Source organism: uncultured Sulfitobacter sp. (genome assembly GCF_947500075.1).
GTDB lineage: Bacteria > Pseudomonadota > Alphaproteobacteria > Rhodobacterales > Rhodobacteraceae > Sulfitobacter.
The window spans coordinates 676205-691508 of sequence record NZ_CANMQS010000001.1; the positions used below are offsets into that span (position 1 = coordinate 676205).

Consider the following 15304-nt stretch of genomic DNA (forward strand, 5'->3'; position numbering starts at 1 on the left):
ATTAGAGCGTTCTCTGGTGGGTGCCAAAAAGGCCCGCAGGTTTGATCGTCAGCACGATCATCATCATCGCAAACAGGACCGCAGGCGCCCAATAAAGGCCAAGGTAGAAGGTGGTGAAACTCTCGACCAATCCGACGATCAGCGCCGCGTAGATCGGGCTGGTGAACCGCGCGATGCCGCCAAAGATCACCACGATCAGCGCTTTCATCAGGGGGTCTGCGCCCATTGTGGGGTTAATGAACCGAACCGAGCCGACGAAGTACCCCGCCACCCCGGCCATCGCCGCCGAGAGCCCAAATGCCAGCGCATAGAGCAGCGGCACGTTCAACCCCATCAACTCTGCCGCTTGGCGGTTCTGGGACACCGCGCGCATGGAGCGGCCCGTGCGGGTGCGCGACAGGAACCATCCAACGGCCCCAAGGATGAAAGCCACCAGAACAATCAGCGCCACTTCGTTCCATGAAAATGCCAGCGGCCCGATGTTGAGGCTGCCCTCCCCGATGCCGGAGATCTGTTTGGAGCGTGGACCCCAGATCAGCAGCATCCCATTCTGCAACACCGTCGCCCCCGCAAGCGTGGTGATCACGGTGGCTGCAACGATGTTCTCCTTGCGCTCAAACGGTCGGATGAACATCTGCTGGAAGAGAATGCCCAGCGCGAACATGCCCAGCACCGTCGCGCTCAGCCCAAGGACATGACCCAGCGCAAAACCATCCACATTCCCCACCTGCCAGCCAATGTAGGCGCCCAATGCCACAAACGCGCCATGGGAGAAATTGAAGATGCCCAGCGTGGTCCAGACAACCGCCAGCCCCGCCGCCATCAACGCATAAAGCGCGCCCAGCACGACACCACCGGTGAGGACAAACAGGAAACTCTCGAAACTCATGCGGCGGGTTCCCCGAACAGCATGGCCATCAGTTTTTCGTGGCTCGGGATATCGGCCTTTTCCAGCACGCCGCTGATCCGGCCATGGTCAAAGAGGTAGAGCCGGTCGATCAGTTCCGTCAGGAAGTTCACGTCCTGATCAATCAAGATCAGCGGCACACCCGCCGCCTTGATCGACGCAATCGCCTGACACAACTCAATCCTCAGTTTGGGCGACAGCCCAAGCGTCGGCTCATCCAGGATCATCAGTTTTGGGTCTCCCAGCAGGCCGCAGGCAATCGCCACCATTTGCCGCTCTCCGCCCGACAGATAACGGATCTTGCTGTCCAGCCGTTCGCGCAGGCGGGGAAAAAGATCGTGCACCTGCGCGAGTCGATCCGCGCTTTTCCCGCGCCCCGCCGCTGCAACCGGTGCCACATCCATGGTTTCGGCCACGGTCATTTCAGGGAACAAGAGGCTGCCTTCGGGCACATGGATCAGCCCCGCGCGCGCCACCTTCTTGGGGTCCATACGCCGCCGCGTGACCACGTCATAGTTGAAGTTCCGCCACCTGCGGCTGCCCCTCTCCCCTGCCCGGTTCAACCGCTGCCCTTCCAGAACGATCTCTCCGGTCCAGGGGGCGAGCACACCGCTGATGGTCTTCATCAACGTGGATTTGCCATGGCCATTGGGACCAAAGAACCCAATAGATTCCCCTGCACTGAGGGTCAGGTCAATCTGGCTGAAGATCTGGATGGGATCATATCCCCCCGACAACCCGCGCACTTCCAACAGCGGCGCGCTCATGCAGCGGCCCCCAGATAGGCTTCGATCACCGCAGGATCGTTGACCACATCATTTGGCGCGCCCGTGGCGATCACCTGCCCCTGATCCAGCACCATCAGCCTGTCAGAGACGGCCATCAACAACGTCAGCACATGCTCTACGAGCAAAACCGTTGTGCCCAGCTGCTGCACCTGCACGATCACCAGGCGCATGCGCTCAATCTCCTCCAGCGTCAGGCTGGACGCGGGCTCATCCAGCAACAGCACTTTCGGATCAAGCGCCACCGCCCCTGCAATCATCACCAGCTTGCGCAGGAACACCGGCAATTGCCCCGCAGGCCAGTTCATCAAAGTTGCCGGGAAGCCAACGATTTCCAATGTCTGTTCGGCCAAGGTCAATTTCTGCTGAAAAGTCAGCGCACGCTCTGTCTGCTCCACCGTCAGCAGGACATTGTCGATGGCCGACAGATTGGGAAACACGGATTCGCGCTGAAACGTCCGGGCCACCCCGCGTTTGGCGATTTCATTGTTGGCCAGCCGGTGGATGGGCTGACCGTCAAAGATCACCTCACCGGACGTCGCTGAAAACGGAATGCGCGTGATGGCGTTAAAAAGGGTGGACTTGCCGGACCCGTTGGGCCCGGCAATACCAAGGATTTCACCACGCTGGACGGTGAAGCTGATGTCATCGACAGCCTTGATCGCACCAAAGCTCTTGGACAGATGCGACACCTCAAGAATTGGACCAACCGTCACCGTCCCGGCCTCGCTTACTTGGACATCCACGGCGGCAGCATGAAGCTGCCGTTCTTGTATTTGTCAGGCTCGATCAGGATGCGCTTGCCGTCCTGGATCTGCCAGAAAGACACCGGGATGTGATCGTTGCTCTGCAGCGCCACGTGGGTTTCCGGGTCAAACTCCAGCGGACCTGCGACCGTATCGCGCTTGATCTGGCCAATCGCGGCGGCCACCTCCTCCCGCTTGGTTGGATCGCCTACCTGTTCCAGCGCTTCGAAATAGAAATTCGCCATTTCATACAGGCCCACACCATACGCCCCCGAAGGCACCCCAAAGCGAGCCTCATAGGCGCGCATCAACGCCTGCCCGCGCGGCCAGCTGTCGCTGTCGAGCGGCGCGTTGATCAGGTTGTAGAGCACGCCTGTTGAGTTATCGCCCGTCAGATTGATGAACTCCGGCACGGACGGTGCATATTGCAGGAAGACCAGCGAATCCGTTGGTGTCTCCACAAACTGATTGAGAAACAACGCGGAGTTGCCCGGCAAGTAGTCGGTGTTGATCACCAGATCGGGGTTCGTGTCCCGCACCTTTGCCAGAATTGCGCGCCAGTCGCCAACCTCGCCAAAGGGCACCAGCTCATCCACGACAATGTTCCAGCCGCCTTCCTCAAAGGACACCTTCATGCCTTCGGAAATCGTCTTGGAATAGGCATTGTCCGAGGAAATGATCGCAACGGACTTGTCGCGCAGCGTGATCTCTCCCCGCTCCGCCAGAGCTTCCACTGCGGGCAGAACGTCTGTTTCATAGCCTTTGAAAGAGGCCGTGAAGGACCAGCAGCACCAGTAGTAATCAATGTCCTGTGTGGTGATCGCCGCAAAAGATGGCGATGGACCAGCGGCGATGTAGGGCATGCCCGCCTCCGCCATCAAATCCACTTCGAACATGCTCAGAGAGGCATATCCTGTCATGATGACTTCAACCCCATCCGTGCCCAAAAGCCGCTCAGCCCCCGATGATACATTCGCGGCAGAGCCGTCCTTGACGTCCGCTGTCACCACCTCAAACGTATATCCCGCAACACCGCCGTTGGCGTTGGCTTCATCCACCGCCCATTCAACGCCGTTGACAAATTCCTGCCCATCGGCCGCCGCTGGCCCCGTCAACGGCGCCAAGACACCAATCTTCACCACGTCGGCAAAGGCCGATAGCGGGCTCAACAACAGCCCTGCGGCCAGACTCAATTTCAAGACATGTGCTTGCATCATGCGTTCCCCAGATCCTTAATCAGATGTGCGAAAAGTAGGGCACGGCGGATGATTCACTGTCCACTAGCAAATCTGCTAGTGTTCAGGGGGCGCCGCGGACGAAAGAGGGACAGGATCACCGTGATTGACGATCTACAATTCGAAGACTGTCACGACATGCAACAGCTGAGTGCAGCGCTGAAATCCTACAGCAGCTCGCTTGGGTTGCCGTATTTCTCGTACTTTCTGGTCAGTGGCAGCGATGAAGAGGAAGAGGTCTTTCTGTCCAACTACCGGCAAAACTGGCTGGACCGTTACCTGCGCAAATCCTACCAGCATTACGATCCGGTCATTGTGACTTCCCGCAATGCCCGGCTGCCGTTTTTCTGGAATCAGAAAACCTTCCTCAGCCCGTTCCGAAAGATCCAGAAACGGGTCTTTTATGAGGCGCGTGAATTCAGCATCTCAGCAGGGTATTCCATCCCGATCCGGGGGCCAAACAACGATCTTGGTGTCTTTTCCATTGTGTCGTCCGGTGATCAGGACCTTGTTGAGGCTGTCCGCCATGAAGGCAGCAAAGCGCTTCTGGTCGCCATGCAGGCCCACGACCGGGCAATGGTGATATGTGCGGACACCGCCTGCGCGCAGCAGACGCCGGACCTGTCCCCGCGTGAACTGGAATGCATCAAATGGACCGCTGAAGGCAAAACCAGCGATGAGATCGCGGACATCATCTCTATCTCCGCAGCAACAGTGAATTACCACATCAACAAGGTGATCTCCAAACTTGCGGCAGCCAATCGGCATCATGCGGCGATCATTGCGGTGCGCAAAAAGATCATCTGAGCAGGCCCGCAAAGGACGCTTAGGTTGTCGCATCGGCAAAATGCGCCTACCACTGATCTATGGACACACAAGCCTCCAGCAGCGACTTTTACGCTTCCGTCACACCCCACGACACCTTCGCGAACCTTTCGGATGCGAAGCTGTACGTCGCTCTTCCCGACGATTGGTGGGTTGGCACATCGGACATTGTCGGATCCACGCAGGCGGTTGCGGATGGCCGTTACAAGACGGTGAACATGGTTGGTGCGGCTGTGATCTCAGCCCAGATCAACGCACATGCAGGCGCCCCTTTTCCCTATATCTTTGGCGGCGACGGTGCGGGGTTTGCCGTGCCGCCATCCTGGAAAGACCGTAGCGCACAGGCTTTGGCCGCCGTACAGGTCTGGGCCCGCGAGGAATTCGACATGGGATTGCGCATCGGCATGGTCCGCGTCCGCGATATCCGCGCGGCGGGGGTGGATGTGACGGTGGCCCGGTTTCAGGCAGCCAAAGGGGTCGATTATGCGATGTTCTCCGGTGGCGGGCTAAGCTGGGCGGAAAACCAGATGAAGGCCGGGGCCCATGACATTCTTCCGGCAGCACCCGGCACACAACCTGATCTGACGGGCCTTTCTTGCAGGTGGAGCCACATGCCCAGCCGTCACGGCACAATACTGTCCGTGGTCATCCTACCACGTGATGACATTCCCGGCCCTGCTTTCTCAGACCTCGCCCGGCAGGTTGTGGAAGTGGCAAACGGTCTGGACCGCGCAGGACATCCCGCAGAAACCGCAGGCCCAGGCGTCAAATGGCCTCCAGCGGGTGCGACACTGGAAGCCCATGCGCAGCGCGGCAAGGGTTCATTGGGGGCGGCACGGCGCAAGGCGTTGTTTGAAAGCTTCATGGCATGGTTTCTGATCAAGACCGGCATCAGGATCGCCGGTTTTGACGCAAGGCGCTACCGGGAAGACGTCGGCCGCAACGCCGACTTTCGCAAGTTCGAAGACGGGTTGAAAATGACCCTCGACTGCGATGCCCAAACCGAAAAGCGGTTGCGCGCGGTTCTGCAACAGAGTGCTGACGCGGGGATCATCCGCTTTGGTCTTCATGCCCAGTCGGAAGCCATGATGACCTGCATCGTCCCCTCCATCATGACGGACGATCACGTCCATTTCGTCGATGGTGCTGCGGGCGGATATACGGCGGCGGCGCAAACGATCAAAGCGAGTCTGACATAACGGGATACCGACATTGTCACCCGCACAGATTTCCCAAGGCATTCACACGAACAGATCAGCTACCTTGATCAAAATGACGACCATCATCTTCAAAAAAAACTCTAAGGCTTCGTGCCCCGTTTGACCCAACAGTTCCTTGTAAAGAATGTGTTGCTTACGGCCTCGAAGCTCGTGCGACCATCGCTCGCAACGCGCGCTTTGCCCCAGGTCAACACAACAACCATGAATGGGTTGCCGGGGCGTTTGACCATCTTCAGCATCTCATCCCGGAATCTTTCACATGTTTCTGTCGCGCGCTTGTGTATTGTATTTCGACCGACAACCGCGCCGTTCTCTTCATAAAAATTCAATACGATAGCAGCGCCATTTACGGAGGACTTGAGGGGCGTTGCTTGCGAACCGCCAGCAATAGACCTCGTCCGGTTGATCTGAGTTGGCTCCTTGCGCAGCACGCAGGCCTTGCTGCCATCACTCAGCACAACCCGATCCTTCCCAGCACAATTTGCATTTGCCTCAGTGGCGGCAACAGAAAATAGAAATGCAGCACCACCTGCCAAAAGGATATTATGGGCACGTCTCAAAAAGGGGGAGTACATCAATAACGACTCCAATTATGTTCAACTAAACTATTAAATACCTTAGCACACTTCCGCACTTTCAAACAAAACAATTAGGCACGTCTATTCCGTGAGCTTCTGCATACGACACAATTCAATTCTATCTGATCCTTTGAACAGTCTTTCAGATAATTCTATTGGATAAAGTCAATAATACACCTCAAATTCGAAAGTAATCCTCAGCCGAGCCCGTCACTAACGTCTACCGCTTGAGTAGCGCTGCGCAGACATTGGCTTTCGACCCTATTGATTCAAATCCTCGAGCAGACGGCTGTGACGCCGGGTTTCTGCGATCAGTTGCTCAAACGTCGTGAACCCCTTCGCTGCCACCAGCGGCAAGAGCCTGACCAGAACCTCTGCCGTTGCCTGGGCGTCACCCAGCGCGGTGTGGCGTGCATGAGCGGGGATCGTGACCGAAAGCCGGTCGCACAGGGCATCCAGTGAATGCGCCTCCGTGGTGCCGAAAACCACGGCCGACAACAGCACCGTATCCAGCACAGGATGGGACCATTCGACCCCCATGACATCTGCCGACTTGCGCAACAGCCCGATATCAAACGGCGCATTATGCGCCACCAGCACCGCATCCCGCGCGAAGTGGTGAAAGGCGCGCCCGACTGTGGCGATGTCCTTGGCATCCGCAACATCGGCATCCGTGACGTGATGGATTTTCGTGGACGAGGGCGGGATCGGGCGGCCCGGATTGACATAGACGTCCATCACCTCGCCCGCCACGATCCGCCCGTTCAGCACCCGGACCGCGCCAAGCTGCACGATGTCATCCTTCTCGACCGACAGGCCCGTCGTTTCCGTATCAAAAGGCACGAAACAAAGTTCGGACAGCGGCGTCTTGGCGATCTCTTTCGGTGCGGTCGCATTGATCAGATCGAAATCAAAAACCAGCGGTCGCGGATCAGTCAGCGCAAGCGTCTCCGTCTCCACGTCCACAAAGATCATGTGCCCGCCTTCCTCAAGCGCCTTGAGGCGGGCGTTGAGTGTGACGCCTTGCGCAGGCGCGGTGAGCGCGAAGGCCGTATAGGATCCCTTGGAAGACGCCCGTTCACGCGCCTCGAAAAAAGCTGCCAGATCAAAGTAATCCGCCAAAGGCGCCTTGAGGCGCGGCGGCGCGACCTCGGACAGGATCGCGGCAGCCTGACCGTCATAAAGAACGATCTCATCTGCGGCATTGAGGACAAGGGTCGCGATTGGGATTTCGGTAAGAAGTGCAGTCAGTTGTTCGCGTTCCGCTGTCAAAAGCTCCGTCTCACGGGCAATCTCACCAGCCGCACCTGACAGGGATGCCTTCACTGTCTGCGCCAGCGCATCGGCGGCGGGGGCAAGGTCCTCGAGGTATTGCGCGACGTCCGCGCTGACATCGCTTTCTACGCCGGCATGAGCCCTCAGCCGCAGATTGGCGGAGAGGGCGTTGATCGGCTTGGCGATGTTCTCATCGAACAACAGCCAGACGATCAGAACCAGCCCGGTGTTCAGAAACGCAAAAAGCACAAAGGCCGTCACAAACGCCCCCACAGGCACCGCGTCTTCGGCCCGTGACCAGCCAAACGCCATGGCGGCTGCCGCCAGCGCGGCCCCAGCCAGCGCCAGCAAGCAGAAGAACAGAAAGATCCGCAGGCGCAGGCTGAGTTTGGTGAGCATATCAGCCCCCGCAGACGAGCTTCAGGATCGGGTCATCGGCGGGCATGGCTTCCCATTCGGCATTGGCGACCCTGCCCCCTTCGCCAAAATCCGCCCCGTCGATCAGAATGGCAGAGCGCGCGCCCGCACAGTCAAACAACATCGGCGCCTGCGTCACCGGCGACCAGCGGCCAAAGAAATACAGGTCGGTCAGGCGCTGATCGGGCAAGTCAGCGTTCGTGCGGGTCGTCGCCGTATCTGCTGCGACAAAGCGTTTGGTGTAGGGCCACACTTGCGTCCAGGGCCGTATCCAGCTCTGCTCCTCGATCTTCATGGCGATGTTGACCCCATCGGGCAGCCGTTCTGCGGTGCGGTCAAACCATGTGTATTCATTGGAAATGGTCATGCCGATCATGCCCAGACCGGCAACAACAGGCATGACCCATTTCGGCAGACGGCGACCGGTCACCATATTCAACAACAAAGCGACCCCGGCGCAGGCGATGCCTGCGAAAACTGTCGCGATCAATTCTACGAACATATGCTCATCCTAACGCACCTTTTCCCGATCCCGCAGCAGATTGCATCGTTTTGACCACAACAAACGCATCGCGCAGATGGCTGCGCTCAAAATCAGAAAGCGTGGACGGATCAAGGTAGTTGCTCGGGTCCTGACCACTTCTGATCTGATCTGCCTGATGCTTGAGGCGCAGGTTTGCAACAAGATCATAGGCATCCAGCAGGTCCGCCCCGCCAGAGGAGGAGACAGCACCCGCCGCAATCGCAGCCTCCAGCCGGGCGCGCGTGTTCACTGGCAACAACTTGCCTTGCAAGGTGTAAATCCGGCCAAGATCGACTATCGGCACAACACCATTGTGTTTGAGATCCAGTTGATTGCGATGATCCCCTGACCGGATGGTCGCAAGCCCCCGCAGCAGCCCCAGCGGCGGCTGATGCTTGAGCGAGTTTGAAATCATATGCGCCCTGAAGATGGAGTTCTTTGAGGAAGCCTCAAGCGTTTCACGTTGCAGATCGTTGAAGAGGCTGTCGTCCCCGCCGATTGGCCGCAGATCAAACATGACGGATGCCAGCATCTGCGCTTCCGGGTTGGGTTTGGCGATCCAGCTTTGGAAGTACTCCCGCCAGACTTTGAGTGGCTGACACCAGCGCGGGTTGGTCGCCATCATGTCGCCAGGACAATAGAAGTATCCGCAAACGTCCAATCCGTCGCTGACGATTTTCGCAAGCGCCGCGAAGTATGGCATATCCGCATCGCTCATCGCATCTGACAGGATCAGGCAATTGTCCTGATCGGAAACCCCCGTTTGCTCCTGACGCCCCTGACTGCCGCAGGCAAGCCAGACGTAAGGCACCGGCGGCGGGCCAAGCGTTTGTTCGGCAAGGGCCAGCAGGCGGCGGGTGGCCGTATCGGCAATGTCGGTGATCAGCCGGGTGATGACCTCATGCCGGTTGCCTGCATCGACCAGTTGTACCAGCACCTGCGGGATCTCTGCGGTGGCCCGCGCCATTTCCTCAGCGGATGCTGCCTTTGCCACACGGCCCACCAGTTCCGCCGATGATTTTGCCTGTGCGCGTGTCAGATCGGTCTGGGTGACGATCCCTTGCAGCGCCCCTCCCGTCACGATGGGCACATGACCGATGCCGCGTTCGACCATCAGATGCAGGACATCCGTCACCAGCGCCTGTGGCGCAAGCGTCAGCGGATCGGTGGTCATAATCGTAGAAATCGGCGCGGTCGGGTCCATGCCTTCGGCAATCACGCGGGAGTTCATATCACGCAGGGTGACGATCCCTTGGAACTGCGCCGGGGTGCCCACGCATATCGAAGAGATCCTTCGCGCGTGCATCAAGGCAGCCGCTTTGCGAATGGGCGTATCGGGCGGGCAGATGACCGGATCACGGGTCATCAGTTTGGCAATTTGCAGGGTTCCAAGATCATTGGTGTTACCGCGCGGGGACGGGCGACGATCAAAGAACTTTGCGACCGCCGCATGTGTATCAATCAGTGTAAACAGCGTGTCGGAAGGCAACACGATCATGGTCGCCGCCGCTGTTACCGTTGCCGTACGGCTCGCCAATGCGCCCCGCAACAACGCGCGTTCACCAAATGAATTTCGGGTGCCAAGGATGGACAGTTGAGCGCCGGTTTCATCGGTAATCTCAATCTCACCTTCAACAATGATGTAAAGGTGCGCGACCGTATCCCCCACCGCGAAGACCGCCTCTCCCGCATCAAGCGTCAGCACGTCACAAACCTCAGCCACCGATGCAAGCACGCTGTCAGGCAAACTGTCATAGGGGTGGACGGAGGCAAGGAATTGCGTGAGCGCAGCAGGAAGCGTCATGGGGGTGCCTCGTAATGAAAAGGAAGTGCCCGCAGGTGTGCGGGCATCCTCAGTCTTTCAGGAAGACCCACCGCCGCACAGGAAAACCTTGCGGCGGCGGGACGTTGTTCAGTGACCTTCGACAGCCGTACCGGCACCACGTGGCACACGAACGCTTTCGACCAGATCCTTGATCTCCTGCGGGGTTTCCTTGGTCATGCCGGAGACAACGAACGCCACCGCAAAGTTGACCATCGCACCGATTGCACCAAAGGAAGTGGATTTAATCGGCCCAAGCAGCGGATCGGCATCGGTGAAGGAGTTGGTGTCAGGAATGAAGAACCACCCCTTGTGCAGGAAGATATAGAGCAGCGTGACCACCAGACCGGCCAGCATCCCTGCCACCGCGCCCACGTTGTTGATGCGGGTCGAGAAGATCCCCATCATCAGCGCCGGGAAGATCGAAGCCGCCGCAAGGCCAAAGGCCAGCGCCACGGTTTGCGCCGCAAATCCCGGTGGGTTGAGGCCCAGCAGAACCGCGACCACAATCGCCGCTGCCATTGAGATACGCGCTGCCATCAGCTCGTTTTTCTCTGACATGTTTGGCGTCAGCTGTCCTTTCAGCAAGTCGTGACTGACCGCCGAGGAAATCGCCAGCAACAAACCCGCCGCCGTCGACAGGGCCGCCGCAAGGCCACCCGCCGCGACAAGGCCGATCACCCAGCCGGGAAGCGATGCAATCTCCGGATTGGCCAGAACAAGGATGTCGCGGTTGAAGTTGGTCAGCTCATTGCCTTCCCAGCCGTTCTCCGCCGCTTTAGTCTGCAGATCCGCGTTCTTGTCGTTGTAGTACTGGATCTTGCCGTCGCCGTTCTTGTCTTCCCAACCCAGAAGGCCGGTTTTCTGCCACGTCGCCATCCAGGCGTACTCTGGATCGGTTTCGATCTGCTCCACGCTCACGGCTTCAGCGTTTGTGCCATTGGGCCACATCAGTTCAGAGATGTTCAGCCGTGCCATCGCACCCACCGCAGGGGCAGTCAGATAGAGCAGTGCGATGAACACCAGCGTCCAGCCCGCAGACCAGCGCGCATCAGACACCTTGGGCACCGTAAAGAAGCGCATAATGACGTGGGGCAGACCCGCCGTGCCGATCATCAGCGACAGCGTAAAGAGCACCATGTTCAGCGTTGACCCATGCGCCGCCGTATACTCGGCAAACCCAAGATCGGTCACGATCTGGTTCAGCTTGGCCAGCAGCGGCTCACCGCTTTCGACGGTACCAAACAGCCCCAGCGCAGGGATCGGATTGCCCGTCAGTTGCAGGGAGATAAAGACCGCCGGAATGGTATAGGCCGTGATCAGCACGCAGTATTGTGCCACCTGCGTATAGGTCACGCCCTTCATACCGCCGAACACAGCGTAGGCGAAAACAACGCAGGCCCCGATCAGCAGACCCCAGAAGGCGTCGATCTCAAGGAAACGGCCAAAGGCAATGCCCACGCCCTGCATCTGACCGATCACATAAGTGATGGAAGCCACCAACAGACAGATCACCGCCACCATCCGCGCGGTCTTGGAATAGAACCGGTCGCCGATGAACTCGGACACAGTGAACTTGCCGAACTTGCGCAGGTACGGTGCAAGCAGCAAGGCCAGCAGCACATAGCCGCCCGTCCAGCCCATCAGGAAGGAGGAGTTGTCATAACCTGTAAAGGCAATCAGCCCCGCCATGGAGATGAAGGAGGCGGCAGACATCCAGTCAGCAGCGGTCGCCATGCCGTTGGTGACAGGGTGTACGCCGCGTCCGGCTGCATAGAATTCCGATGTGGAGCCCGCACGGGCCCAGATCGCGATGCCGATGTAGAGCGCAAAAGAAGCACCCACAAACAGCAGGTTGAGTGTAAACTGGTCCATGTTCCTACTCCTCGTCCACGCCGTGTTCCTGGTCGAGCTTGTTCATGCGCCATGCGTAGAAAAAGATCAGGATCAGGAAGATGATGATCGACCCTTGCTGGGCGAACCAGAAGCCAAGATCGGTGCCGCCGACGGCGATGCCGGACAGCAAGGGGCGCAGGATGATCCCGAACCCGAATGAGACCAGCGCCCATATGGCAAGGCTGATCAGGATGAGACGCACATTGGCTGACCAATAGGCGTTTTTATCGTTGTCTTGGGACATGTGTTGGTTCCCTCCTCCGTTTGGTTCCCTTCAGGCCGCGGGGGCCTGCCAATGAATGCGTTATGCCGTGGCTTTCGACACAACCGCGTTGAGTGCGGCGGCGATGTCGTCAATCGCCCCCATCGCCGGAACGCGGGACAGCGCGCCTTTGGTCTCGTAGTAGTCAATCAGCGGTGCGGTCTGGGCGTGGTAGGCCTCCAGCCGCTGCGCCACTGTCGCTGCGTTGTCATCCGCGCGGCGTTTCATATCGGTGCTGCCGCAGTGATCGCAGGTACCTGCCACTGCTGTAGGTTTGAAGTGATCGTGATACCCTTCTCCGCAACCACCACAGGTGAAGCGGCCAGAGATGCGGGTGACCATCGCTTCGTCCTCAACCTCAAGGCTGATGGCGGCATTGATGCACTGCCCGGTGTCACACAGGAGCGTGTCCAACGCTTCGGCCTGAACAGTCGTGCGTGGGAAACCGTCAAGGATCACGCCTTTGGTGCAATCCGGTTCAGCCAGTCTGTCCCGCAGGATTGCAATCACGATCTCATCGCTGACCAGATCGCCTGCGTCCATCACCGCCTTGGCTTGCTTGCCCGCGTCCGTGCCCGCCGCGACGGCGGCGCGCAGCAGATCGCCGGTAGAAAGCTGGATCAGCCCGTGGGTCTCTTCCAGCAACCGCGCCTGCGTGCCTTTGCCGGCACCCGGAGGGCCAAGCAGGATCAGAACGGGTGCCACAGTCGGGGTCATTGCGCCGTCCATCATGCGTCCCCTTTTCCATGCGCTACCGCGTCGCTGCTTGAGCGCTGGCGGTTCATGCGGTTTTCGATCAGATCATCGACGACCGACGGATCCGCCAAGGTCGAAGTGTCGCCCAGCGCGCCGAAATCATCCTCCGCAATCTTGCGCAGGATACGCCGCATGATCTTGCCGGAGCGGGTCTTTGGCAGGCCCGGCGCCCACTGGATCAGATCCGGCTTCGCAATCGGACCAATTTCGGTCCGGACCCAGGTCTCCAGCTCCTTGCGCAGCGCATCCGAAGGCCCTTCGCCAATCATCAAAGTGACATAGGCGTAGATGCCCTGCCCTTTGACATCATGGGGATAGCCAACCACGGCGCTTTCAGCGACCTTCGCATGGGCGACCAGAGCGCTTTCGACCTCCGCCGTGCCCATACGGTGGCCGGAGACGTTGATCACATCGTCAACCCGACCCGTGATCCAGTAATCCCCATCTTCGTCGCGGCGACAGCCGTCCCCAGAGAAATAGTAGCCCTTGTAGTCCCCGAAATAGGTCTTCTCGAACCGTTCATGATCCCCCCAAACGGTGCGCATCTGGCCGGGCCAGCTGTCCTTCATGCACAGGACGCCCTCAACCCCGTTCCCTTCGATGACGTCACCAGAGGTGGGTTCCAGCACAACAGGCTGCACGCCGAAGAACGGTATCTGCGCCGCACCGGGTTTCAGCTTCGTGGCACCGGGCAGCGGGGTCAGCATGTGACCGCCCGTTTCGGTCTGCCAGAAGGTATCGACGATGGGGCAATTGCCCTTGCCGACAACCTCATTGTACCAGTTCCACGCTTCAGGATTGATCGGCTCGCCAACCGATCCAAGCAGGCGCAGATCCGACAGATCGTGCTTCTCGACCCACTCTTTGCCCGCGCCCATCAGCGCGCGGATGGCGGTGGGGGCGGTGTAGAACTGGTTCACTTTGTGCTTGGCACAAATTTCCCAGAACCGGCCCGCATCGGGAAATGTTGGCACCCCTTCGAACATGATCGTCGTGGCACCATTGGCCAGCGGACCGTACACGATATAGCTGTGCCCGGTCACCCAACCCACATCCGCCGTGCACCAGAAGACATCGCCATCGTGGTAATCGAACACGATCTCATGGGTCATGGCGGCATAAACCAGATAACCACCTGTGGTATGCACCACGCCTTTGGGCTGCCCGGTGGAGCCGGAGGTGTAGAGGATGAACAATGGATCTTCGGCCGCCATTTCAACCGGCGCGCAATCGGCGGAGGCTTCCGCCATCAGCGCGTTGCAATCATGATCGCGGTCGGTCCAGGTGGTCTGCCCGCCCGTGCGTTTGACCACAAGACATTGCACATGGTCCTTGCAATGCAGCAGCGCGGTATCGGCGTTTGATTTCAATGGCGTTTCTCGTCCGCCCCGGGGCGCATGATCTGCGGTAATGACAACTTTAGCGTCACATCCGTTGATACGCGCCCCCAGAGCGTCCGGGGAGAAACCGGCGAAAACGATGGAATGAATGGCACCGATCCGTGTGCAGGCCAGCATGGCGTAAGCGGCTTCAGGGATCATCGGCAGATAGATGACAACCCGGTCACCCTTCTCCACCCCCAGCGACCGCAACACATTCGCCATTTTGGCGACGGATTGGTGCAGTTGTTTATAGGTGATGTGCTGCGCAGGTTCTTTTCTGGGATCATCCGGTTCCCAGATGATCGCGGTCTGATCACCGCGCGTTTCAAGGTGGCGGTCGATGCAATTGGCTGAGACATTCAGCGTGCCATCCTCGAACCAGCGGATGTCAACGTTACCGGGTTCGAACGATGTGTTCTTTACCTTCGAATAAGGCTTGATCCAGTCAATGCGCTTTCCATGTTCAGCCCAGAATGTGTCCGGCTCAGCCACGGATGCGGCGTACATCTGCGCATAATCTGCGGCGCTGACATGCGGCTGTGGCTGACTGACATCTGGTGAAACGGCGTCTGTTGATTTTGCTAGAACCTTGGTGATCATGGGCGTCCTCCTCACGCTGCGCCAGCGGTTCTTCCGGTGTCCAGAAAACGCGGCGGCTGCGGAGGAAAATACACA

At 58.8% G+C, this 15304-nt stretch carries 14 protein-coding genes; 2 read left to right on the forward strand and 12 right to left on the reverse strand.

What is annotated here, in order from left to right:
• Position 1: 1 nt before the first annotated feature.
• From Q1A91_RS03310 to Q1A91_RS03325, 4 genes are read right to left on the reverse strand one after another with little or no spacing between them, the layout of a single operon-like run.
• Positions 2 to 889: a branched-chain amino acid ABC transporter permease gene (locus Q1A91_RS03310; protein ID WP_299872776.1), complete on the reverse strand. Its 888-nt coding sequence runs from the start codon at positions 887 to 889 to the stop codon at positions 2 to 4.
• Positions 886 to 1674: an ABC transporter ATP-binding protein gene (locus Q1A91_RS03315; protein ID WP_299872779.1), complete on the reverse strand. Its 789-nt coding sequence runs from the start codon at positions 1672 to 1674 to the stop codon at positions 886 to 888. The genes Q1A91_RS03310 and Q1A91_RS03315 overlap by 4 nt, the downstream gene beginning before the upstream one ends.
• Positions 1671 to 2438 (reverse strand): ABC transporter ATP-binding protein, encoded by a 768-nt coding sequence (locus Q1A91_RS03320; protein ID WP_299872783.1) that lies wholly within the window; start codon positions 2436 to 2438, stop codon positions 1671 to 1673. Before Q1A91_RS03320 ends, Q1A91_RS03315 begins: the two co-directional genes overlap by 4 nt.
• Complete coding sequence (locus Q1A91_RS03325; protein ID WP_299872786.1) at positions 2423 to 3637, reverse strand: ABC transporter substrate-binding protein; 1215 nt, start codon at positions 3635 to 3637, stop codon at positions 2423 to 2425. Before Q1A91_RS03325 ends, Q1A91_RS03320 begins: the two co-directional genes overlap by 16 nt.
• A 138-nt stretch (positions 3638 to 3775) precedes the next feature.
• Between Q1A91_RS03325 and Q1A91_RS03330 the strand changes: the two genes are divergently transcribed.
• A complete protein-coding gene (locus Q1A91_RS03330) occupies positions 3776 to 4480 on the forward strand; it encodes a LuxR family transcriptional regulator (protein WP_299872789.1) in 705 nt (234 codons plus the stop codon).
• 59 nt (positions 4481 to 4539) lie between these two features.
• Positions 4540 to 5697: a DUF3095 domain-containing protein gene (locus Q1A91_RS03335; RefSeq protein ID WP_299872792.1), complete on the forward strand. Its 1158-nt coding sequence runs from the start codon at positions 4540 to 4542 to the stop codon at positions 5695 to 5697.
• A 101-nt stretch (positions 5698 to 5798) separates the two neighbouring features.
• On the opposite strand, the gene Q1A91_RS03340 is transcribed toward Q1A91_RS03335, so the two are convergent.
• From Q1A91_RS03340 to acs, 8 genes are all read right to left on the reverse strand, one after another.
• Positions 5799 to 6293, reverse strand: coding sequence for a hypothetical protein (locus Q1A91_RS03340; protein WP_299872796.1), 495 nt, complete (start codon positions 6291 to 6293; stop codon positions 5799 to 5801).
• Between the two features lie 264 nt (positions 6294 to 6557).
• Positions 6558 to 7970, reverse strand: a complete 1413-nt coding sequence (locus Q1A91_RS03345; RefSeq protein ID WP_299872799.1) for a PolC-type DNA polymerase III — start codon at positions 7968 to 7970, stop codon at positions 6558 to 6560.
• A gap of 1 nt (position 7971) precedes the next feature.
• Entirely contained in the window at positions 7972 to 8490 is a 519-nt protein-coding gene (locus Q1A91_RS03350) for a hypothetical protein (protein ID WP_299872802.1), read from the reverse strand.
• A 4-nt stretch (positions 8491 to 8494) separates the two neighbouring features.
• Positions 8495 to 10315 carry a DUF294 nucleotidyltransferase-like domain-containing protein gene (locus tag Q1A91_RS03355; protein ID WP_299872804.1) on the reverse strand — a complete coding sequence of 607 codons (1821 nt, stop codon included), beginning with the start codon at positions 10313 to 10315 and terminating at the stop codon, positions 8495 to 8497.
• A 108-nt stretch (positions 10316 to 10423) separates the two neighbouring features.
• Entirely contained in the window at positions 10424 to 12208 is a 1785-nt protein-coding gene (locus tag Q1A91_RS03360; RefSeq protein WP_299872807.1) for a sodium:solute symporter family protein, read from the reverse strand.
• Between the two features lie 4 nt (positions 12209 to 12212).
• The gene (locus Q1A91_RS03365; protein ID WP_299872810.1) at positions 12213 to 12473 is read right to left on the reverse strand and encodes a DUF4212 domain-containing protein; all 261 of its coding nucleotides are present in this window, start codon (positions 12471 to 12473) and stop codon (positions 12213 to 12215) included.
• 60 nt (positions 12474 to 12533) lie between these two features.
• Entirely contained in the window at positions 12534 to 13220 is a 687-nt protein-coding gene (locus Q1A91_RS03370; RefSeq protein ID WP_299873691.1) for an adenylate kinase, read from the reverse strand.
• Positions 13220 to 15229: an acetate--CoA ligase gene (gene acs, locus Q1A91_RS03375; RefSeq protein ID WP_299872813.1), complete on the reverse strand. Its 2010-nt coding sequence runs from the start codon at positions 15227 to 15229 to the stop codon at positions 13220 to 13222. The genes Q1A91_RS03370 and acs overlap by 1 nt, the downstream gene beginning before the upstream one ends.
• Positions 15230 to 15304 lie beyond the last annotated feature (75 nt).